General features: G+C 71.9%; 30 protein-coding genes. 28 read left to right on the forward strand and 2 right to left on the reverse strand.

Annotated features, from left to right (window positions below):
• Nucleotides 1-179: 179 nt before the first annotated feature.
• Nucleotides 180-356 (reverse strand): hypothetical protein, encoded by a 177-nt coding sequence (locus WME82_RS01785; protein ID WP_438041412.1) that lies wholly within the window; start codon nt 354-356, stop codon nt 180-182.
• Here WME82_RS01785 and WME82_RS01790 point away from each other — a divergent pair.
• The 20 genes from WME82_RS01790 to WME82_RS01885 all read left to right on the forward strand — a co-directional run bounded on the left by WME82_RS01790 (nt 355) and on the right by WME82_RS01885 (nt 12,957).
• Complete coding sequence (locus WME82_RS01790) at nt 355-849, forward strand: hypothetical protein (RefSeq protein ID WP_438041413.1); 495 nt, start codon at nt 355-357, stop codon at nt 847-849. The two genes, WME82_RS01785 and WME82_RS01790, sit on opposite strands and share 2 nt — an antisense overlap.
• A 41-nt stretch (nt 850-890) precedes the next feature.
• Entirely contained in the window at nt 891-1,373 is a 483-nt protein-coding gene (locus WME82_RS01795; protein ID WP_438041414.1) for a hypothetical protein, read from the forward strand.
• Nucleotides 1,363-3,444, forward strand: a complete 2,082-nt coding sequence (locus tag WME82_RS01800; protein ID WP_438041415.1) for a ParB/RepB/Spo0J family partition protein — start codon at nt 1,363-1,365, stop codon at nt 3,442-3,444. The genes WME82_RS01795 and WME82_RS01800 overlap by 11 nt, the downstream gene beginning before the upstream one ends.
• Nucleotides 3,441-3,752 carry a hypothetical protein gene (locus WME82_RS01805; RefSeq protein ID WP_438041416.1) on the forward strand — a complete coding sequence of 104 codons (312 nt, stop codon included), beginning with the start codon at nt 3,441-3,443 and terminating at the stop codon, nt 3,750-3,752. The genes WME82_RS01800 and WME82_RS01805 overlap by 4 nt, the downstream gene beginning before the upstream one ends.
• Nucleotides 3,742-4,083, forward strand: a complete 342-nt coding sequence (locus tag WME82_RS01810; RefSeq protein WP_438041417.1) for a hypothetical protein — start codon at nt 3,742-3,744, stop codon at nt 4,081-4,083. Before WME82_RS01805 ends, WME82_RS01810 begins: the two co-directional genes overlap by 11 nt.
• Nucleotides 4,080-4,394 carry a helix-turn-helix domain-containing protein gene (locus tag WME82_RS01815; protein WP_438041418.1) on the forward strand — a complete coding sequence of 105 codons (315 nt, stop codon included), beginning with the start codon at nt 4,080-4,082 and terminating at the stop codon, nt 4,392-4,394. Before WME82_RS01810 ends, WME82_RS01815 begins: the two co-directional genes overlap by 4 nt.
• A gap of 249 nt (nt 4,395-4,643) precedes the next feature.
• On the forward strand, nt 4,644-6,299 hold the full coding sequence (locus WME82_RS01820) for a hypothetical protein (RefSeq protein ID WP_438041419.1): 1,656 nt from the start codon (nt 4,644-4,646) through the stop codon (nt 6,297-6,299).
• Between the two features lie 17 nt (nt 6,300-6,316).
• Complete coding sequence (locus WME82_RS01825; protein ID WP_438041420.1) at nt 6,317-6,712, forward strand: hypothetical protein; 396 nt, start codon at nt 6,317-6,319, stop codon at nt 6,710-6,712.
• A 38-nt stretch (nt 6,713-6,750) separates the two neighbouring features.
• Nucleotides 6,751-7,335 (forward strand): RNA polymerase sigma factor, encoded by a 585-nt coding sequence (locus WME82_RS01830; RefSeq protein ID WP_438041421.1) that lies wholly within the window; start codon nt 6,751-6,753, stop codon nt 7,333-7,335.
• A 245-nt stretch (nt 7,336-7,580) separates the two neighbouring features.
• Nucleotides 7,581-7,940 carry a hypothetical protein gene (locus WME82_RS01835; RefSeq protein ID WP_438041422.1) on the forward strand — a complete coding sequence of 120 codons (360 nt, stop codon included), beginning with the start codon at nt 7,581-7,583 and terminating at the stop codon, nt 7,938-7,940.
• A gap of 157 nt (nt 7,941-8,097) precedes the next feature.
• Nucleotides 8,098-9,081, forward strand: coding sequence for a tyrosine-type recombinase/integrase (locus WME82_RS01840; protein ID WP_438041423.1), 984 nt, complete (start codon nt 8,098-8,100; stop codon nt 9,079-9,081).
• Between the two features lie 13 nt (nt 9,082-9,094).
• Nucleotides 9,095-9,376: a hypothetical protein gene (locus WME82_RS01845; RefSeq protein WP_438041424.1), complete on the forward strand. Its 282-nt coding sequence runs from the start codon at nt 9,095-9,097 to the stop codon at nt 9,374-9,376.
• On the forward strand, nt 9,373-9,630 hold the full coding sequence (locus WME82_RS01850; RefSeq protein ID WP_438041425.1) for a hypothetical protein: 258 nt from the start codon (nt 9,373-9,375) through the stop codon (nt 9,628-9,630). Before WME82_RS01845 ends, WME82_RS01850 begins: the two co-directional genes overlap by 4 nt.
• Before the next feature lie 31 nt (nt 9,631-9,661).
• A complete protein-coding gene (locus WME82_RS01855; protein ID WP_438041426.1) occupies nt 9,662-9,961 on the forward strand; it encodes a hypothetical protein in 300 nt (99 codons plus the stop codon).
• An 83-nt stretch (nt 9,962-10,044) separates the two neighbouring features.
• The gene (locus WME82_RS01860) at nt 10,045-10,341 is read left to right on the forward strand and encodes a hypothetical protein (protein WP_438041427.1); all 297 of its coding nucleotides are present in this window, start codon (nt 10,045-10,047) and stop codon (nt 10,339-10,341) included.
• Complete coding sequence (locus tag WME82_RS01865) at nt 10,338-11,588, forward strand: N-acetylmuramoyl-L-alanine amidase (RefSeq protein WP_438041428.1); 1,251 nt, start codon at nt 10,338-10,340, stop codon at nt 11,586-11,588. Before WME82_RS01860 ends, WME82_RS01865 begins: the two co-directional genes overlap by 4 nt.
• Nucleotides 11,585-12,070, forward strand: a complete 486-nt coding sequence (locus WME82_RS01870) for a hypothetical protein (RefSeq protein ID WP_438041429.1) — start codon at nt 11,585-11,587, stop codon at nt 12,068-12,070. Before WME82_RS01865 ends, WME82_RS01870 begins: the two co-directional genes overlap by 4 nt.
• The gene (locus tag WME82_RS01875) at nt 12,060-12,371 is read left to right on the forward strand and encodes a hypothetical protein (protein WP_438041430.1); all 312 of its coding nucleotides are present in this window, start codon (nt 12,060-12,062) and stop codon (nt 12,369-12,371) included. The genes WME82_RS01870 and WME82_RS01875 overlap by 11 nt, the downstream gene beginning before the upstream one ends.
• A gap of 41 nt (nt 12,372-12,412) precedes the next feature.
• Nucleotides 12,413-12,583, forward strand: coding sequence for a hypothetical protein (locus WME82_RS01880; RefSeq protein WP_438041431.1), 171 nt, complete (start codon nt 12,413-12,415; stop codon nt 12,581-12,583).
• A 149-nt stretch (nt 12,584-12,732) separates the two neighbouring features.
• Nucleotides 12,733-12,957, forward strand: coding sequence for a helix-turn-helix transcriptional regulator (locus WME82_RS01885; RefSeq protein ID WP_438041432.1), 225 nt, complete (start codon nt 12,733-12,735; stop codon nt 12,955-12,957).
• 27 nt (nt 12,958-12,984) lie between these two features.
• On the opposite strand, the gene WME82_RS01890 is transcribed toward WME82_RS01885, so the two are convergent.
• Nucleotides 12,985-13,254 carry a hypothetical protein gene (locus tag WME82_RS01890; RefSeq protein WP_438041433.1) on the reverse strand — a complete coding sequence of 90 codons (270 nt, stop codon included), beginning with the start codon at nt 13,252-13,254 and terminating at the stop codon, nt 12,985-12,987.
• A 75-nt stretch (nt 13,255-13,329) separates the two neighbouring features.
• On the opposite strand from WME82_RS01890, the gene WME82_RS01895 reads away from it, so the two are divergent.
• From WME82_RS01895 to WME82_RS01930, 8 genes are all read left to right on the forward strand, one after another.
• A complete protein-coding gene (locus WME82_RS01895) occupies nt 13,330-13,620 on the forward strand; it encodes a hypothetical protein (RefSeq protein WP_438041434.1) in 291 nt (96 codons plus the stop codon).
• Nucleotides 13,620-15,278, forward strand: coding sequence for a hypothetical protein (locus WME82_RS01900; protein ID WP_438041435.1), 1,659 nt, complete (start codon nt 13,620-13,622; stop codon nt 15,276-15,278). Before WME82_RS01895 ends, WME82_RS01900 begins: the two co-directional genes overlap by 1 nt.
• Nucleotides 15,275-16,714: a phage portal protein family protein gene (locus WME82_RS01905; protein ID WP_438041436.1), complete on the forward strand. Its 1,440-nt coding sequence runs from the start codon at nt 15,275-15,277 to the stop codon at nt 16,712-16,714. Before WME82_RS01900 ends, WME82_RS01905 begins: the two co-directional genes overlap by 4 nt.
• Entirely contained in the window at nt 16,701-17,825 is a 1,125-nt protein-coding gene (locus WME82_RS01910) for a hypothetical protein (RefSeq protein WP_438041437.1), read from the forward strand. The genes WME82_RS01905 and WME82_RS01910 overlap by 14 nt, the downstream gene beginning before the upstream one ends.
• A gap of 1 nt (nt 17,826) precedes the next feature.
• Nucleotides 17,827-18,264, forward strand: coding sequence for a hypothetical protein (locus tag WME82_RS01915; protein WP_438041438.1), 438 nt, complete (start codon nt 17,827-17,829; stop codon nt 18,262-18,264).
• 3 nt (nt 18,265-18,267) lie between these two features.
• Nucleotides 18,268-19,275 carry a Mu-like prophage major head subunit gpT family protein gene (locus WME82_RS01920; RefSeq protein ID WP_438041439.1) on the forward strand — a complete coding sequence of 336 codons (1,008 nt, stop codon included), beginning with the start codon at nt 18,268-18,270 and terminating at the stop codon, nt 19,273-19,275.
• A 95-nt stretch (nt 19,276-19,370) separates the two neighbouring features.
• Nucleotides 19,371-19,868 carry a hypothetical protein gene (locus WME82_RS01925; RefSeq protein WP_438041440.1) on the forward strand — a complete coding sequence of 166 codons (498 nt, stop codon included), beginning with the start codon at nt 19,371-19,373 and terminating at the stop codon, nt 19,866-19,868.
• The gene (locus WME82_RS01930) at nt 19,852-20,259 is read left to right on the forward strand and encodes a hypothetical protein (protein WP_438041441.1); all 408 of its coding nucleotides are present in this window, start codon (nt 19,852-19,854) and stop codon (nt 20,257-20,259) included. Before WME82_RS01925 ends, WME82_RS01930 begins: the two co-directional genes overlap by 17 nt.
• The last annotated feature ends 28 nt before the right edge of the window (nt 20,260-20,287 follow it).

The raw sequence follows: 20,287 nt of genomic DNA on the forward strand, positions 1-20,287 counted from the left end.
CCGGGCGTACCTCACGCGCCAGGACCTCAGCGTCCCGAAGTTCTGCGAGCTGCACGACCTCGACCGGATCACCGTGCAGCGCGCGCTCAACGGTGAACGCCGACGGACCTCAGTCGATTTCGCGTGGGATATCGAGCAGGCCACCGGGGGCGAGGTGCCCTGGTACAAGTGGCGGAGCGTCACCGCTCGGGGACCGGGTAGCGGTCTCTCCCGGGCGACGAGGCGAGTCGTACCTGCCCCCCCGCGTCGAGCCGCTCGATGAGCCGCGCCAAGTCGTCGCGCCGAGCCGGCGCCGAGCCGGCCCAGCGGCCGCCCGTGCCCTGGAGACCGCAGACGCTGGCCGCTCTGCGAATCATGCGTCGGTGGCTCGCGAACCAGGCCAACGACCTGCGTACGGCCCTCGACGAGTTCCGCGAGCTCGAGGCGAGCGGGGCGCCGGGGGGCGCGCGCAACCGTGAGCTCCTCGAGGAGCTCTACGAGCACGTGCGCGCGCAGCAGGCGACGTTCGACGCGCTCATCGCGCCGCAGGCCGCCGAACCCAGCCCCGTAGAGGTCGGGGACGACGAAGGCTTCCTCGAGCAGATGACCCTCGATCGCGCCCTCAAGGTCATCTGGGACGTGAAGCGGCGAGCTTGCCGCGGCTTGTACCGCCGCGAGCTCGCCGCCGCTGGAGCGGAGGACTCACCCGGGGCCACCGCCGGCCAGCCCGCGCCGGCGACCCGCGGGCAGGAGGGGGAGAGCCGGCAGGCCTGTGAGCCGGCGGGTCCTGCGCGCGGGTCGCGCCGGGCCAAGGCCGCCGTTGCCGGCGAGCGCGGGCAGGCCCCGCGAGCTCGCAGGAGGGCTCGATGACGGGCAGCAAGCGGCGCTGGGGCCCGCAGGCGCTCGCCGTCTTGCGGGCGCTGCACAAGGATGCCGAGGCCAGCGCCGGTTTCTTCCATCGGCTGGTCTCGGAGGCGCAGGCACGCGAGAAAGCGGAGCCGAGCTCCGTCTGGTTGTCGGAGATCGAGATGCCGCGTCTTCAGAGCCTCGAGCGCGAGGCCAAGGCCACCGAGTTCGTGCTGCGCGATCTGCTCGGCTCTCAGGGCCCGTTGCCGAGCGGTGCGCAGCCGGGCCACGTCGTCGAGATCGTCGAGATCTGGACGCGCCTCGGAGAGGCGCGCAGCCGGTTCAACGACGTCGACCGCGGCAAGGAGCCGCGGCCGGTGTCCGAGCCCCAGGAGGAGAGCCGGCAGGCCTCTGAGCCGGCAGGCCCTGCGCGCGGGTCGCGCCGGGCCGAGGCCCTGTTGCCGAACGAAAGCGGGCCCGGAGGTGCGCTCACACCCGCCGAGCCCAACGCCACCCCTCGGAAGAAAGGCCGCGCCCATGACCCGTAGCATGACCCCCGCTGCAGGCGAACCCCTGCGGAGGTCCGATCGCATCATCTTCGAGGCGCCTGTCGATCGCCTCATCCCATCTCCCACGCAGCCCCGCACCCGGAATCGCGACGGCGCCGATCTGGTCGAGAGCGTCCGGGAGCACGGCGTCCTCGAGCCGCTCTGGATCCGGAGCTCGGTCGACGAGGGCAGGTACGAGATCATCTTCGGAGAGCGACGCTGGAGCGCCGCGAAGGTCGCCGAGCTCGCGACCGTGCCCGCCGAGCTGCGGGACGATCTGACCGCGGAAGAGGTCATCATCCTCCAGCAGATCGAGAACGGCCAGCGCGAGGACGTCTCGCCGCTGGACGAGGCGCGGTCGTACCAGCTGCTGCAGCAGCGGTTCGGGCGGGCGACCCACGAGGTCGCGAGGATGGTCAACAAGCCCGAGGCGCGCGTGCTGCGGCGGCTCAAGCTGCTGACCCTGCCCGAGGACGCGCAGCGCGCCCTCGAGGGCGGGGCGCTGCCCCTCCGGTCCGCGGAGACACTCGCGCGCATCCAGCACCCCGACGACCGAGCCGCCGCCGTCGCCCGCGTCCTGGCTCGCGAGGAGTTCAGCCCGCTCGAGGTGACGCGGATGGTCGAGCGCGAGTTCATGCTCCGGCTCGCCGCGGCGCAGTTCGATCCGGACGACGCGCGCCTGGTGCCCGAGGCGGGGCCCTGCTCGAGGTGCCCGAAGCGGAGCGGTGCCCAGATGCTGCTCTACGCCGAGGCGGGCGAGGAGGAAGACCGCTGCTCCGATCGGGGCTGCTTCGAGCAGAAGAAGCTGGCGCACTGGAAGCGCGTCGCCGCAACCGGCCTCGCCCGCGGGGTGAGGGTCGTGGAGGGCGAGGAGGCCTCGCGGCTGTTCCCAGCCGGGCACATGGCCGGGAAGACCGCGGCGGAGTTCGTCGAGCTCGACCAGCCCTGCTACATGGTCGCGCCGGCGCCTGTGCCCGCCGGCGCTGGCGACGAGGACCTGGAAGCGGACGACGAGCCGCCGCGGCCGCCCACGTGGCGCGAGGCGCTGCGAGGAAGGGCGGTGCCGACGACGCTCGTGCGCGACCCGACCGGCGGCGTGCACGAGCTCGTCACGCGCGCGGAGGCGGTGCGGGCGCTCGACGTCGCGGGCCAGCTGCCGTCCGAGGAGGAGCCGCGTGTCGCACCGAACGCGGGCCGCTCGCCGGCGGAGGCGCGCATCGCGCGCGTTGCGGAGCAGAGCGCCTACGAGAAGGCGATCAGCGCGATCGCCGACAAGGCGGGCGAGATGAGGCCGACGCTCGCGTTCTGGCGCTTCCTGGTCTCGGTGCTGATCGAGGTCCTCTACACGGACCTGAGCGACGTGATCGAGCGTCGGAAGATCGAGGTGCGCGACGACGAGAGCGAGGAGAAGGCGGTCCGGCGCCACGTCGCCGGCGCCAAGGAGCCCGAGGCGCGCGCCCTCGCGATCGAGATCCTGGTCGGATCCCAGGGCGACGTTTCCTACGCGCGAAAGGATTCCGCTCTCCACATGGCGGCGCTGTTCTACGGCGTGGACCTGAAGAGGATCCACGCTGCGGCGCTGCGGAAGGCCCGCGAGACGGCCGCGCAGGATGCGCGCGAAGAGGGGCCGAAGCGTGCGGCCAAGGGCAAGGCGCGCCAGGCCGCGGCGAACCCACCGGCCAAGGCCAGCGCGTCTCGCGATGTGCGCCAGGCCGGAGCGGGCGAGGAGGCGTGCGCGGTGTGCGGCTGCACCGAGGCTGCGGCCTGCGAGGGTGGGTGCTGCTGGGTCGCACCGACCCTGTGCTCCGTCTGCGGCAGGCTCCAAGAGCGCATCGTCGAAGCGCTCGCCGAGCGGTCCCTCTCCCGCGAGGACCTCCGCGCCGGGCTCGAGGCGGAGGAGCAGCCGTTCGCGCAGCGCACGCACGCGGCGTGCGACGAGCTCGTCGCGCGGAAGGTCGTGCGCGAGCACGACCACAAGCTCGAGCTTGTCCAGCGCCGCCTGTTCGCCGGCGCACGCCCGCAGAAGGGACGCAGCGCCGGCAGCGCACAGGCGCGCGCGGAGGCCCCGTGATCCCGCGCTCCAGGCTCGTGGTGCGCGAGCGCCAGCTCGTCGCCGAGCTGCTCGCCGGACTCCAGGTCGACAAGGAGCAGCTCAGGGCGATCAGCGACCTGCAGCTCCGCTGCATCGTGGCTGCGAAGCTCGCGGTGGACCGGCTCGGCTTTGACGTGGAGGACGAACAGCTCGCCGACCTGGCGCACACGCTGATGGAGCTGTCGCCTGACACGCGGGGCGTCCGGCTGAAGTACGTCGTGGGCGAGCTAGAGCGGCTCCGGCGTGAGGCGGGTGTCCTCACGAGGGAGGTCGGCCATGTCGACTAGGTACGCTGTCATCCGCGGAGAAGAGCTCCGCGAGCCCGGCGGCCGCGAGGACGCCGAGCCGGCAGGGACAGGCCGAGACCTGCTGCACAGCCTCGCCGCCGGCGCTCCCGCGGGCTCCATCGAGGTGGAGGTGCTCACCCGGTGGGCAGACCTGATCGAGGCGAGCCCACGGCTCGTTTTGCACGCCGCGGAGGCCTACGCGACGTGGGCACGTGGGTTGAGGCTCGTGGACGCCGCCCAGCGGTTCGAGCGTGCGGTGCTCTGTTCCGTCGTGGAGCTGGAATGGCCGACGCGGCGGGGCGCTGACCGGCGCCGAGGGGCCCCGTCATGAGCGGCGAACACCAGCTCGTCCGGGAGCTGCGGCAGCGCGGCCTCATGCCGCTCGTGAGGGCGGTGGCCCGCGACCACGGGGTCAAGGCGATCGAGGTGCTGGGCCAGCAACGGGGCCGGGCGCTGCACGCCGCTCGCCGTCGCCTGTGGTCGATCCTGGCGGAGCGCTACCACATGTCGTCCATCGAGATCGGCCGGCTCTGCGGTCGCAATCACACGTCGGTCCTCGCCGCGATCCGGGACGCGACGCCCGCCGCGCCGCTCGCGCGCGCTCCGCGCGGGCCCCAACGCTCAGAGGGCGCGGCGGCATGACGTCCGGCGCCCGCCGCGCGCCTGACGGCACAGAGCCAGCGTTGGCGCGCGCGGCGGGCCCAGCCTCCGACGTCGAGCGGATGCTCGCCCAGCTTCCGGCCGACGGGGGCTGGGTCCTCGAGAGCCTTGCCGTGGAGCGCGCGGGGCTGCCCTGGCGTCGCGCGGGTCCCGCGCTCGCGGTGCTCTGCTCGGAGGGCAGCGCGGAGGTGCGGCATTGGCGCGGGTACACATGGGCACGGAGAGGACGAAATGAGCGACGAGACAGCGAGCGCACACCGCGATGTGCGCCGCGGCCCCAGCGGGCGGGACGGCGGCGAGCGGTCGGTCGCCAAGAAGCGTGACGACGCCAGGGGCGGCGGCGGGCGCCTGAGCCGCGCAGGCGGCTCCGGTGCGCGCCGGCGTCGCTCGTCGGCGCTGGAGCGTCACCGGACCAACGGCGGACGGTACCGCATCGTCTGGGTCTCGATGTGGGGCGACCAGAAGTTCCGGTCGTTGAGCGACCAAGGCAAGCTCCTGTGGCAGTACCTGCTGACCGGCCCGGTCGTGACAACCCTTCCGGGGCTCGTCGCCGCGGGGCGCGCGCAGATCGCCGAAGCGCTCCGGTGGACGGTCGAGAAGTTCGACGCGGCGTTCGCCGAGCTCGAGGAGCTCGGCATGGCGACGGCCGACTGGAACGCGTGCGTCGTGTTCCTGCCGAAGGCGGTGCGCCACAACGCGCCGGCGAACCCGAACACGGTCCTCTCCTACCGCGGCCACTGGGACGAGCTGCCGGAATGTTCCTTAAAATTCGATGGGTTAGAGCCCATCATCGCCCACCTCATGACCCGGCCCGAGAGCTTCCGCGACGCGTTCGTCCGCGCGTTCGACGGCGTGCCCATACCGTTGCCGCAACGGTTCACGGAACCGTTCACGGAACCGTTGCGCAACCGTTCCGTGAACGGTTCGCCGAACCAGGATCAGGATCAGGATCAGGAATCTGATCAGGATCAGGAAAAGGAACTCTCGAGAGCGCAATGCGGGGGGGCGCGCGCGGACGCTCGAGAGGGAGGGGGAGAGGATCCGGGAGGGGAGGGGGAGAGCAGCGGCGCGCCGCCGGCGGAGGACAGCGGGGCATCGACCCTCTCGCCGTCGGCGGAGGCCATCCTGGCCGAGCTCCAAGCCCGCCCGGCGTTGCGCGAGGTGGCGGAGCCGGCGTTTGCCGTGGCGCTCGGGGAAGCGGTCGACGACGGCCAGCAGACGCTCGAGCGGGCGCTGCGGGCCATCCGGGAGGCAGCGCTGAAGCAGGCCGTCGACCAGCGGCCGCGGAGGGCGCTCAAGGCCTTCCTCGCCGGCTGCGTGCTGACGGGGCCCATCGGACGGTCGGCACCGGCCGGCGCCGAGCTGCCCGAGGCGTCGTCGGCCGAGGCGGCGCTGGTGCTGGACGTCTACGCCGAGGCCTGGTCCCGGCGCTACGGCGCCTACTGCGAAGACCCGGACGGCGCTGACCGCGCGTCGGCCGGGCGCCTCGTCGCCAAGGCGCGCCGGGTGCTCGAGGGTGCGCCGAGCGTCGGCGAGGCGGGTGAGAGCGCGTGGATCGAGCTGGTCCAGTTCTGGGTGAAACGGTTCCTGCGCGAGAACGAGCACGCGGATCGCCGGCACCGGCTCGACCTGATCCACGGGCGCCTGCGCGACTACCGGACGCCGTGGCACGAGCGGATGGACCGCGAGCAACGCCTCGCGAAGACGCGGCCCGAGGAGCACCAGGTGGGCCCGCGGTTCGCTGGAGCTCCGCCGGCGCGGCGAGCGGACGGGGAGATACCTCCCCCGCCGGAGCTGCGGAGCCTGCTGGAGAGGCTTGATGGGGTGGCGCGAGACGAGCTGCAGGAGCTCGGCGCTGACGCAAAGGCAGACGCCTCCGCTGCCTGAAGCGGAGTGGAGACCACATGAAGAGCGAGACCGAAGCAGCGTGCAGGGAGTTTGCGGAGAAGCTCGAGCAGGCCTGGACGGCCGCGGCGCGCGCGTGCAGAGCCCTCGGCGAGGATCCGGAATTCGCGGAGAGCGTGGGGGCGAGGCGGATCGACCCCTCGCTGGTGGGGGGGCTCAAGGTGGCCCATGGGCTCGCAATGATCCTGCCTGCCCAGGCGGAGGTCTTGGCCTTCGCGACGTTCATGGCGGGCTCCCAGAACGGTCCAGCCTGGCGCCGCGCGGTCGACGACGACGTCGGGGCGCGCTGCGAGAAGCTCAAGGACCAATGCTCGTGCGGCGAGTGCCAGTTTTGCAGCGCGAGGGAAGCCGCCGTGCAACGGGCGATCGACGTTGCGCGCGCGGCGAGCAGCTGACGGCGACGCATTGCAGCGGCGTCCGTGGAGGGGGGGACATGGACGATGACTTCCAAGCTGTCTGGAAGGAGCGCGGGGTGATCCGTGCAGCGCTCCAACGATCCGGTGTCGCGGTACATGACATCGAAGATGTCGCGCAGGAGGTGTGCCTCGGAGCGTGGCGCGTGCTGCAGGGAGGGCGGTTCGCGCCCGTCGCCGGGCTGAGACCCGGGGCTGCGCTCCGGTGCTGGCTCCGGGGGATCGCGCGGCGGCAGGCGAGAGACCACCGTCGGAGATCGGCTCGCCGCGGCGTCGAGCTGCTCCCCGACGACCTGGCCGAGCCGACGCCCGGCGCCGACGTCCGGCTCGAGCGCCGGGCGGAGGTCGCGGCCCTCGGCGAGCTCGCCGCCGTGCAGCAGCTCGTGCTCGTGGCCGCAGCGGAAGGGCGCTCCATCGAGGAGATCGCGGCGATGACGGGTGTCGCGCCAAAGACGGCATGGGCCCGGCTCCGGGAAGCGCGCTCGGCGGCGGCCGCCGCCCTGACGCGCCATCGCGCCCGTGAGCGGTTCGCAGAGGGAAGGGTTCGCCTTGCTCTCGACGCCAGCGTCCGCCCGCCGCGCGTTGTGCGGCAGACGACCCGCTGATTCCCTTTTCATCGCCCACCCACGCGCACACTCTCGCGTAGGGACATTTTGTGTCCTATGTTCTGGTAAATCCTGACGCGCGGCCGCAATGGTATGTACACTTAGCGATCGTGTCAGAGTCACACCCTGCGCACTCCCGCCCGTTGGTTTCAAGCCCCGCCGGAGAGGTCGCCGGGCGACAACCACGCGTCGAATGGGTCGATTGCGAGGCCGGCCTGCGCGTGGTGGTGGGCCCCCAAGGGCCGGTGGTCGAAGCAATCGCCCGGCTCGACGCCATGGGCCAGCCTGTGTGGCGACCTGTCGACACGACCGACCCGGCGGAGACGCGCCAGCGCAAGCTCGTCGGGTGGAAGGCGATGACGGCCCACGCTGGTCTCCAACCGTCGCAATGGCGCATGGTCTATAAGGCGAGCCGGCGGAACCTCGATCCGCTGCTCGTGTTCTACAACGCCTGGGACGAGCCGTTCACGTACGAGGTCGTGATGGGTGATTGGCTCGCGCGGCAGGTCCGGCCTGCGCGCGCGTTCGACCTCGAGCGGCTCGCGGAGCGCGCGCGCGGGCGCATCATCCAGCGGCCACGTGTCGGCCGAGGGCGCGCGGCGTAGCCCTGCGCCGAGCGCTGGATCGTGCACCGGCGTGCATTGCGTGTACCCAAGTGTACTTGGCGCACAAAAAGGCCGATAAACATAGGGGAATAAATCGCCTGTCGTGTACCTGGATGCACCTCGTCAGCGCGCCGGGTGAGCGCGCATCGTGCGGCCTGTGCCGACCGACGAGACCGCGACAGCCGAGGTCCTCTGCCGCGTCGCCGCGGTGGAGCTCGTGCCCGTCGAGCAGCTCCGGCGCGACCGCCAGCCGCACCTCGTCTACCTCGCCTCGCTGACGACCCAGAAGGGCCGCCGGGCGATGCGGGGCGCGCTCGACGCGATCGCCTCGGAGCTCAGCGCCGGCGCCGATAGCAGCGCGCTCGACGCCGACTCGGTGCCCTGGCACCTCCTGCGTTACCAGCACACCCAGGCCGTCCGCGCGGGGCTCGTCTCGCGCTATGCGCCCGCGACGGTGAACCGGGCGCTCGCGGCGCTCCGCGGGGTGCTCCGCGAGGCGCGCCGGCTCGGGCTGATGTCGGCCGAGGATTGCGCCGCCGCGTGCGACCTGAAGCCTGCGCGCGGTGAGCGGCTTCCGCGCGGCCGCGCGCTGCGCGAGGCGGAGGTCCTCGCGCTGCTCGGCGCCTGCGACCTCCGCTCCCGAGCTGGAGCGCGCAACGCGGCCCTCGTCGCGCTGCTCTACGGGTGCGGGCTCCGCCGCGCGGAGGTCGTGGCACTCGACTGCGAGGATTACGTCGCCGGCGAGGCCGCGCTGAAGGTGGCCGGCAAGGGTGGCAAGGAGCGCCGGGCCTTCCTCGGAGGCGCCGCGGGCGCCCTCGAGGCCTGGCTCGCGTCGCGCGCGCACGTCGCGCACCCGGCGCTGTTCCTGCCGATCGACCGGCTCGATCGCATCGGGGCGCGCCGGCTCACCGACCAGGCCGTGCTCGACATCCTGCAGCGCCTCGCCGCGGCCGCCGGCGTCGAGCGCTTCAGCCCGCACGACGTCCGCCGCACGTTCATCACGCAGCTGCTCGATCGGGGAGCCGACCCGATCACGGTGCAGCGGATGGCGGGGCACGCGCAGGTGACCACCACCCAGAAGTACGACCGCCGCGGCGAGGACGTGCAGCGCCGAGCGGCGGAGTTGTTGCGGCTCAAGTGAGCCGGAGGACCGCATGGAGATCAAGTTCGCGAGCGTGAAGGAAGCAGCGGATGCGTGGGTCGAAGCGACGCTGCAGGAGAAGAAGGCGGAGGCCGTCAAAGAGGCCGCGAAGCCCGTCCTGATGGCCTATTTCGACGAGCACCCCGGAGAGACGAACTACGACGGTCGAATCGCGTTGACCAGCGTCTCTCAGGTGAGGCTCGATAACGAGAAGGTGAAGCGGGAGCTCGGCGCGGAGCTCTTCCGGTTCCAGCGGACGATCTCCTATCGCTCGCTGGCGCTGATCACGAAATGAGCGCGCGGCGGCGACTGCCGCTCACGCGCGGCGACTGCATCGACGGTCCGCGGCCGTGTCCGCACGTTCGGTGCGTCCACCACCTCGGGCCCGAGCTCACAGCGCCGGACCTGCCGACGAGCTGCGCGCTCGACGTCGCGGACCGCGGGGGCGCGAGCGCCGGCGAGGTGGCGGCGGTGCTCGGGGTGAGCATCGACGAGGTGCGCCGCATCGAGAGCGAGGCTCTCGCGCGTGCGCGAGTGAATTGGCAATAGGCCGGTGGAATACGCCGGATCGAGGGAGAGCATGCTGGGGAACACCATTCTTGATCAACCCATCGCGAAGTGGGCCGAGTTGCACTCAAAGCAAGACGCGCAGGGGCAGTACATCCCGCTGGAGGGTGGGGCCGACTTCAACTATCATCAGGAGGCCAGAACGGTGATGGAGGGGCTCGTGCTGGCGATCGTGACCCAGGCGGCGCTCGTCACGCGGCACGAGGTCGAGCGCGAGATCGAGCGCGCCTTGGCGCCCAAGCCCTCGCGGGTGCGTGCCGCCTGCGGCCGCGTTCTCCGACGCCTCGCTCACCTGGTGGATGCGAGCTCGTGATGCACCGTGATCGAGGCCCTCGTGCCGGTGCTGGTCATCTTGGGCGGCTACGGCGCGCTCGTGTACCTGGCCTGGAGGCGCTGATGGCCCTCTCGGGCCTGCTGGTGCTCGCCGAGCTCGCGCTGGTCTGCGCGGGCTGCGCGGGCCTGCCCGAAGCCGATACGCCCCTCGACGTGCCTCCGGCGGAGGCCGTCAGCGCCGCGATCGTGGTCTCGTATCCGAGCGCGCAGCGCGCGTGCGTCGAGCTCGCCACGGAGAGCGCTCATCGGGTCGCCTGCGTGCGCACGGTGCGCGAGGCGTTCCGCGCCGCGGTGCGGGTCGTCGACCAGGCCGTCGACGAGGACCTCGCCGAGCTCGCGGCGCGCGAGGCGGCCCGATGAGCGCGCTGTCCTGGCTGCCCGACACCGCCGGCGCGGCACGAGAGGCCGAGGTCCTCGAGGAGGTGCGGCTCGGCCGTCACGATCCCATCCGGTGGGCGACGATCCGGGTGACCGATCGCGCGCACGTCCTCGAGGTCGAGCTGCCGGAGGACGCGCTGCAGATCGAGGGGGTGCGCGTCAACGTGACCGCGCGCTCGGCCCAGCAGATCGCCGATCTCCTGGGCTGCCTCTTGCCGACGCCGCGCATCGTCGCTCTGGCCCACCAGCAGGCCGCGGTGCGCATCTACGTCGGGCCGCGGGCGCCCGACGCGACGATGGCGACCACGGCGACCATGATCGCGCGCTCGCGCGACATCGACGCGGCGATCGCGGGGCGCGCAGGCCTCGTCTCGCAGGGGGGCTGGAAGCATTGGGTGCTCAACCCGGGGGCGACGGCTCAGCGCGCGGCGAACTACGGCTGGATGCGGCCCGACGGCCGCCCGTGGCAGAGCCTCGGGCTTGCCCACAACCTCGATCACACGGACTACTCGCAGGCGTGGCAGTGCCCGCGCCGGCGGTGCCGTCTCGATGGCCGTGAGGCGGACCTCGCCGATGTGCTTCGCGACCCGCTGCTCGCGCCCCTGGTCTCGTGGGACGGCGCGCTCCTCGGCGCGAGGCAGCCGGGCGTGCTCCTGGCTGGTCAGCCGTTCGCGCCGCCGGCGCCGCCAACCGCCGCGCCGGCCCCGCCGCAGACGTGGATCCCGGCGCGGAACTTCACCGCTGCGTCGCGCGCCGTCGCCGACCTGGTGGTGCTGCACTCGACCGAGGGCGCGCGTGGCCGTGGTGCTGCGCGAGCCGTCGCGCGCTGGTTCGGCGGGGGCGCCGCGCCGCAGGCCTCCGCCCACTACGTCGTCGACGACGACGAGGTGATCGCGTGCGTCGCTGAGGACGACGTGGCCTGGGCTGCGCCGGGCGCCAACCGCACCGGCATCCAGATCGAGCTCTGCGGCTCCGCGCGCCAGAGCGCCTCGGAGTGGCTCGCCGGCGGGCTCCTCGCGCGCGCGGCCGATCTCACCGCGGGCATCTGCCGCAGGCATCAGATCCCGATCTGCAAGCTCTCCCCGGAGGACCTCGCCGGCGGCGCGAGGGGCATCACGGGGCACGTCGACGCGAGCCGTGCGTTCCGCAAGAGCGACCACTGGGACCCGGGCCCGAGCTTCCCCTGGTCGACGTTCCTCGAGCTCGTGGCCGCAGCGAGGGCGACATGACGGAGCTCGAGTACGACGTCGCGAAGGACGAGGTGTACGACCGGGCCGCGAGCAGGCTCACCGCGATCATCTGGAGCGCTGGTGCCTCGTCGATCGGCGCAGTCCTGGTCTCGGACACGAGCTGGCTGCTCATCACGCTGTACGTGGCGGCGCTCCTCGCAGCCGCCGTGTTGGCCATCGCCTTGCGCCGCGTGCGGACGCTCTGGCAGCTTCGCGCCGCCGCAGGCCTCGCCGAGGACGAGGTGGACGTCGACCTGGAGGAGCTCGAGCACCAGCCCGTCACGTTGGAGCGCTCCGCGGTGATCGCCGCCCTCCGCGAGGCGTGGCGCGAGGGGGAGGCCCTGACCGCCTACGGGGATAAGTACGTCGAGCTCGAGCAGCAGGGGTTCGGAATGAAGGACGCCGCGGAGAAGATCGCTGCCACCCTGGGCGTGGACGAGGCGGAGCTCCGAGCGGAAGGAGCGCCGGCCGATGACGCCTGACGAGGTCCGCGCCGCAGCCGGCCTGATCCCCTTTGCGGACCACGCTGGCGTCGGCGGGAGGCGCGGCACGGGGCGCACGACGCGCGTGCTCTGCGAGGCCCTCGCCGCCGCGAGCGAGGGCCGCCGAGTCCACGTCGTGGCCGCGCGAGGGGAACGGCGCGTCCATCTCGAGCGTCAAGCACGCGACCTCGCGCGCAAGGCGGGCCTGTCGCTCGAGAAGGTGCGAATCCTGGCCCCCCAGGAGCCTCACAAGCTCTTGAGCCTGCCGCGCGAGGACCTCGTGCTGCACGACCACTACTGATGTCGACCGTGCGCGCCTTCCTCCGTCGCTTCCGAGAGGCCATGGCCAAGGCCGACATCTCCGTGTGGCCCGTGACCGTGCGCCTCGATCAGCCCGACTTCGACCGGCCCGAGCCGCGCATCAAGCACGGCCACATCGCGTTCCGGCGCGAGCCGCCGGCGGACGCGACTCAAGCTTTCGAGAACTCACATTCTCATAAGTGCCAATGGTGAGCCGCCACCCGGCAGGAGAGCTCTTGAATTCCGCTGCTACAGTAATAGAGGGGGCGCCGGGCGACGGAGTGGGCACTTTTTCGCGCACGGCGCGGGCGAGCTCGGGAGTTTATGCAGCACTGCATAGCTCGCGACTGCATATCGGATCGATGCGGAGCGAGGGGAGCGTGCTGCTCCAGAAGGCCCCCGGAACGCAGGCCGAGAAGGCGCGGAAGCTCGGGGTCACCCAAGGCACGGTATCGCGCTGGGAGACGGGGAAGTCGGCCCCGCGCAGCTACGAGGACCGCGACGCCTGCCGTCGCGTCTACGGTATCCCGCTCGAGGCATGGGCGCGTCCCGCGTCCAGCGCGATCGGCGCTCAGCCGCCTGCATAATCGAGGGCCGCGCAGAGCGATTATGCATCACTGCATATCCAGATCGCTCACCTTCGCTGGGTGACGACCGAGCGCTGCACGATCTGCCGTCTCCCCGCCGACCGGCGGGCGGCAATCGACGCAGCGCATGCGGCAGCCGCCGAGGCGGCAGATCCGGACGCGGCGATCCTCGCCCTCGCTGACCAGCACCGCGTATCGCGTCTCGCGCTCCAGCGGCACCGAACGCACGTGCAGCGAGCGGCGCAGCGCCCGCCCGCGCCCGCCCCCACGCAGCCCGAGCCCACGAGAGGCCCTCATGTAGAACCACCGGAGTCAGAGCGGGAGCCGCGGCCCGATGGCCTGCTGCCCGCGAGCTCGCTGGAGCGCGTCGGGATGATGGCGGACCGCGCGCTCCGAAACGCGATCGACGCCGCCAAGGACCCGACCATCACGCCGTCCGCGCTGCGGGAGATCCAGGCGGAAGCACGGCAGTGGGAGACGCTGAGGGCGAAGATCCGAGGCGACGGCGCCAAGGTCCCGCCGCTCCATGAGCACCCGGATTACGTGGCCTTCGTCGAGCTCGTGCTCGAGGCGGTCGACACGTTCCCGGGCGCTGCGGAGCGGCTCCTCGAGGTCCTCCGTGCGCGGAAGGCGGAAGCCGCCGCGAAGGAGCTCGCCGCCTGATGGGCTCCGCGGCTGCTGGCACCTGGCTCGACGACCTGGAGACGCGCGTCGTCCAGCGGCGCGCGGCGCGTGTGCGCCGCACCTGGCCGAGCCCCGAGTACCAGCGCGACCCGAACCGCTTCTGCGCGGAGCAGCTCAACTTCGAGCCGTGGGACAAGCAGGCCGATGTCCTCGACGCGCTCGTGCCCGCCGGCGCGTGGGTCAGCGTCGTGTCCGGCCACAAGATCGGCAAGAGCTCGCTCGCGGCCGGGGCGGCGCACTGGTTCGCGAGCTCGTTCGACGAAGCGCGCGTGGTGCTCCTCGCGCCGAAGGCCGAGCACATCCGCGTCGTGATCTGGCGCGAGGTCACGAAGTTCTACAAGCGCTCCGGGCGCTGCCCCGACTGCCGCGCCATCGAGCTGCGCGAGGGCAAGACGCCCGACCCGTGCCCTTTCTGCTCGCCGCTCGGTGATCCCGAGTGGCTGTCTGTCGAGCCCCACCGCGGGCTCAGGTACCCGGACGGTCGCGAGATCTTCGGGTACACGGCGCGCGACGTCGACGCCATCGGGGGCCTCAGCGGCCCGAACATGCTCTTCATCTACGACGAGGCCTCCGGCATCCCGGACGGCGTCTTCAACGCGATGAAGGGCAACGCCGCCGGCGGCGTGCGGGTGCTCATGATCGGCAATCCCCTGCGGACGACGGGGGAGTTCTACGCGAGCCGCCACGACCCGGCGAAGAAGAAGCTCTACAAGACGTTCCAGATCAGCTCGGAAGACACGCCGAACGCTCGCTCCGGGCGCGTCGTGATCCCGGGCCTCGCGACGCGGCGGTGGTGCGATGAGCGCGCGGAGGAGTGGGGCAAGGACTCCGTCCTCTACGCCGTTCGCGTGCGCGGGGAGGACCCGAAGTACGAGGAGGGGCAGCTCGTCCCCGTCGACGTGATCGAGGCAGCCGAGCAGCGCTGGGAGAGCGCGCGCGCCGAGGGGCGGCTCCAGATCGGGGTGGACGTCGCGTTCACGGGCGACGACGCCGCGATCGCGCCGAGGCGGGGGCAGAAGATCCTCGAGGTCATCTCGATCTCGAACGCCGGCGACGAGGAGCAGCTCGCCGAGCACGTGATGAGCGCAGCGCGAGCGCATCGGCTCCCGCACGAGCGCCCGCCGCTCGTCGTCTACGACTCGAACGGGCCCGGGGTGCGGCTGGGCAAGGCGCTTCAGCAGTACGCCGGCGAGATCGAGATCGTCGGCGTCAACGGCACCAACACCGCGCGGCGGCCTCGCGAGTACTTCCAGCTCCGCGACGAGGTCGCGTGCAGCTTCGCGGCCTGGCTCAAGGCGGGCGGCGCGATTCCCACCGACGGGAAGCTGCAGGGCGAGATCGGTCACACGAAGGCCTTTGACGCCGGCGGCGGGCGCCGGCGGGTGATCTCGAACGACGCGCTCAAGAAGATCCTCGGCCGATCGCCTGATCGCCGGAACGCCTGCGAGCTCGCCGTGTGGGAGGCCCGGACGCTCACGAGCGAGGAAGCCGGGCCGCTGGTGAAGGAGCCGACGCCGGCGGAGGTCCGCTCCTACGCCGCCCTGCGGGGCGACGCCGGCCGCGCGGCGCCCGCTCCAGGGCTCAGCCCCTACGCGGGCGCGATCGACCCGTACGGCGGCCGCGGAGGGCGTCGATGAGCCTCCGCGCCCGCATCCGCCAGGTCGTCGGCCAGGCCGCGCGCCAGGCCGCCGAGATCCTTCTCGAGCCGACGACGCCGGCGCCGGCGAGCGTCGCCGAGGCGCCGAGGCGCAAGCGCCGCCGGGCCCGCAACCTGGCGCCGCTCTCCCGCACCGTTGTCGAGTGGTACCAGGCCGACCTCGCGTGCGCGTCGCAGCTCGCGGACGGCGGCAACCTGATCGAGGTCGGGCGCTTGCGCGGCGCCCTGACCCGGGATGCCGTCGTCCGCGGGCTGGTGGATACGAGGTTCGGCGGGCTCGTGCGTCTGCCGCGGCGCTGCGTCGGGCACTCGGAGGTCGTGCGCTGGCTCGACGGGGAGCAGGGGCAGCCCGGGGTCTTCGACCACATCTTCCCTCCCGCCGAGCTCGCGCAGCTCGACGCCGACGGCGGGATCTGCGGAGTCGGGGTCGGTGAGTTCGTCCTGGAGGAGGGGATGTACCTGCCGCAGCTCCGGCGCCTCGATCCCCAGTGGCTCTACTACCGCTACGACGAGGACCGCTGGCAATACCGGTCGGCAGCGGGGCTGCTCGATATCGAGCCTGGCAACGGGCGCTGGGTGCTGCATCGCCCCGGCGGCGTCAACGAGCCCTGGAAGAACGGCATCTGGTACGCAGCCGGGCGCGCCTTCATTGCGAAGGAGCACGCGATCAACTACCGCGAGAACTACGCGGGCAAGCTCGCGCACCCCGCGCGCGTGGCCGTCTCTCCGCAGGGCGCCAGCGAGGACCAGAGCCAGTCGTGGTTCCAGTCCGTGATGCAGTGGGGCGTGAACACGGTCTTCGGGATGACGCGCGGATACGACGTGAAGCTCCTCGAGAGCAACGGCCGCGGTCATGAGGTGTTCCACGCGATCATCGAGCACTCGAACCTCGAGTTCATGATCGCGTTCGTCGGGCAGATCGTGACGCAGACGGGCGGCGTCGGATTCAGCAACTCCGACACGTTCGAGACGATGCTCTACAACCGCATCGAGTCGGACGGCATCGCGCTCGCCGACACCATCAGCACGCAGGGGATCGAGCCCGTGGTGTGGCGCTACCTCGGCGGCTCGTATCTCAGCACGCCCACGCGCGTCGAGTGGGACACGCGCCCGCCGGCGGACATGGCGGCTGTCGCGGAGACCCTCACGAAGGCCGCCGGCGCCATCAAGGCACTCCGGGAGGTCATGGCAGCCGACGGGATACCGCTGGACACGCGACAGCTCCTGTCCGACTTCGGGGTGCCCGTGCGCGGCGACGTCGATGGCGACGCGCAGCCGGACGACATCGCCGCGCGCATCCTGGCCCGGTGGCGGAGGGACTACGGCGAGAGCGGCGCGCTCGTCGCCGCGCGCGCGCTCATCACGCTAGCGGAAGAGGCCGCGAACGACGTGGAGGCAGACCTTGCTGCTGCCTGACCTCGAACAGCGCCTGCGGTGGTGGCAGTTCCGGCTCGGGCTCCGCGACTGGACGCTCACGGCCCGCTACGTCGACGACCTCACACGGAAGGACGGCACGCCCGTGTGGGGCTTGTGCTACCGGCTCGTCGACAACCGAACCGCCGAGATCCTCGTGCGGACGCCGGCGGACGCGGCGGAGCTGGCCGAGGTCGAGGAGACGGTCGTCCACGAGCTGCTCCACTGCCTGCTCGCGCCCCTCGGCGGCCACGAGCCGGCGTCGAGAGCCGCTGAAGAGCAGGCCGTGTGGACGCTCTCGCCGCTGCTCGTAGAGCTCGGCCAGAGCAGCCGGGGAAGGATTCTCGCGCGCGCGATGAGCCGCGCGGGCGTGCAGCTCGCCGCGGGACGCACCCGCTCGAGCGGGAGGTCTCGAATGGATCCGACGTTGATCGCGGCGATCAAGGCGTTGCTCTCGAGCGAGAGCATCGAGCCTGATCAGGTAAAGGCCCTGCTGGCGGAGATTCTCGCCGCGTGCGAGGGCTCGGGCGGGGCGGCAGCCGACGGGGCAGGGGCGCCCGCCAAGACGGACGAGGAGGGGGCCAGCGGGCCCATGGCCGCGGCCGCGGTGGGCGGCGAGGGGGAGGGCGGGGGCGACGCCGACGGCGGCAACAAGCCCTACCAGCGCGCCGGCGGGGGCAAGGCCTCCAGCGTCGCCGTGGAGGCCCTCCTGACGGCCTTCCGCGCGCGGACCGAGGCACCTCGGCGGAGCCGCGAGGAGCGCCTCCGGGAGCTGCGGCTGCCGAAGGACATCGCCGACCTCGCGGCGAAGCTCCCCGACGCCGAGTTCGACGACTTCGCGCGGCAGGTGGAGCCGCTCGCGCGCAGCAGCGGCCCGGCGCGTACGGCGACCCAGGGGGAGGGCGCCGGGCGCGTCGGGGGGGCGCTGGGCATGAGCCGCGAGGCCGCCCGGGCGCGCCTGCCGCGGGACCAGCAGGAGGGCCTCACGAGGGCCTTCGGGAGCCGGGCGGCGCGGCCGGCGATCGCGCGCGCCCGCGGCGGCGAGCTCGTCATGTCGCACGTGGGCAACGTGCCCGAGGGCTCGACGCCGCTCGGCGCAGGAGGGGGGAAGTAACATGTCCGCGACGACGGGACCTGTCGGCGAGCGGCTCCGCTCGTGCCGCGTCCTCGAGGGCGTGCCCCTCGCGGCGAACACCAAGATCAACCAGGGCGCGGCCGTCGCGTTCGACACGGCCGGCAACCTGGTGCCGGTCACTTCGAGCACGACGATCAAGCCGGCCGGCTTCGCGCCGAAGACCTACGACAACACGGGCGGCGCCGCTGGCGCGGTCCTCGGCGCGATCGACTTCGGCCGAAATCGCCTCATGCGCGGCTACCTCAACGACGCCGCGCCCAACGCGGTCTCCAGGGCCAACTGCGGGAGCACCGTCTACTGGCTCGACGACCAGACGCTGACGACGCTCGCGACTGGCCACGTCGCCACCAACAACAGGGTGCTGGACGTCACGACCGCGTCCAGCGACCTCGGCGCTTTCGTCTGGATGGAGGTCTGAGCCATGGGCGCGATCACGCAGCAGTTCATCACGTCCTTCGAGACCGAGCTCCAGCACCGGGTGCAGAGCGCGTGGACCAGGGTGCTCAAGCGCCTCTGGTGGCAGAAGATCGCCTCGACGCAGCCGAGCAACACGCTCACCGAGATCTACGAGTGGCAGCTCTCGACGGCGCGCATCCACAGCATGGGCCAGGAGGGCGCGAACCGGATCTACGCCGACCTCGTCTCGCAGCAGTTCTCGATCACCAACGAGTACTGGGGCGAGGCCCTGAAGCTGTCCAAGCGGCAGATCAAGGACAACCAGTACGAGATCGCCGCGCAGTGGGCGAGCGACATCGGCAAGGCGGGCGCGTATCACCCGCAGCGCCAGGTCGTCCAGCTCATCAAGAACGGCAAGGTGAAGAAGTGCTACGACGGGCAGCCGTTCTTCAGCACGAGCCACCCGTACAACCCCTTCAACGCGGGCGCGGGGACCTACTCGAACCTGTTCACGCTCAACTCGAACGACGAGCCGTTCGACCTCACGGCGGGCAACCTGGCCGAGGCCTACGCGTACATCGAGTCGGTCTGCCAGCCCGACGGCGTGACGCCGCGCTACCTCGAGGCCACGCAGCTCATCGTCGCTCCGCAGAAGCGGCTCACCGCGGGAACGCTGACCGGCGCGAAGACGATCACCGACCCCACCAACCCCACTGCCGGGGCGAGCGCGGATAACATCCTCGCCAACCAGGCCGACTACAGCTTCGTGCCGCCGATCGTCGCGCCGGAGTTCGGCGACGAGCCGCACGTCTGGTACCTCGCGGTCCCGATCGTCGCCGACGAGGAAGCGCCGATGCGCGGAGCGATGGTGTTCCAGGAGCGCGAGGCGTTCGTCCTGTCGACGTACACCGACATGACCGACATCGAGCTCGCGCGGGTCAACCAGTACGAGTGGAACTACGAGGGTAGGAGCGCTGCGCAGTACGGCGACCCGTTCCTGTTCTTCCGGTTCGAGGGGACGCCGCCGACCTGACGTCGGCCGCGTGAACACGAGTCGAGCGCCCGTCCGCGGGCGCGCCCCGCCCCGCCCGGCACTGCCTGGCGGGGCTTCGGGGTCAGAGGGTCCAGATGCCATATCTCACCGTCCCAGAGTTCCGCACCCGGAGCATCATGCCCGGGGAGGACATCGACGAGCTTGAGACGCGCTATCCGGGCTTCCTCGGAGCGAAGCTCGAGGAGCACAGCTCGCGCATCGACTCCAGGCTGGTCAAGCGGTACGTGGTCCCGCTGCGGTCGCGGACCACCGACGCGCCCCCCGAGATCGTCTATGCGTGGCTCACGGCGTTCGTCACGCTGGACGCCTATCTCCGCCGCGGGTTCAACCCGAGCAGCGAGCAGGACGCGTACATCTCCGCGCAGCGCGACTGGGCCGACGAGGACATCAAGGAGACGTCGGACGCGGAGAACGGCCGCTACGAGCTCGTCCTGGTGACCGACGGCGTCGGCGCGTCCGCGGTGTCGAAAGGCACACCGCTCTCGTACGCCGAGCCCGATCCGTACTCCTGGCAATACCGGCAGGTCGACGCGCTGTCGCTGAGAGGAGGTCGCGTTGGCTTCCGGCGGTGACTACGCGGCGCTGGAGCGCATGATCTCGGCCGCTCAAGAGTTCGCGCGGCTCCCGGAGCTCGCCGCCCCGCTCGCGGCGCAGAAGGTCGGCGAGGAGCTCCACCGCACGGCGAGCGCGGGGCAGGCACCGGACGGCACGCCGTGGGCGGTGCGCAAGGTCGACGGCGGGCGCGCGTTGAAGAACGCCGCGAAGGCGATCGCGGTGAAGGCGATCGGTACGGTCATCCTCATCACGCTCACTGGGCCTGAGGTCTTCCACCACTTCGGCGCCGGCGGGAAGCCAGTGAGGCGCGTCATCCCGCTCGGCAGATTGCCGGAGAAGCTCGGCAACGCGATCCGCTTGGGCTTCGTGCCGCCGTGGCGGCAGCTCGTGAAGGGCGGGAGCAAATGACGGTCTTCGGGCACATCAGCGACATCGC

It is taken from the genome of Sorangium sp. So ce128 (assembly GCF_051525245.1).
Taxonomy (GTDB): Bacteria; Myxococcota_A; Polyangia; order Polyangiales; family Polyangiaceae; genus Sorangium; species Sorangium cellulosum_B.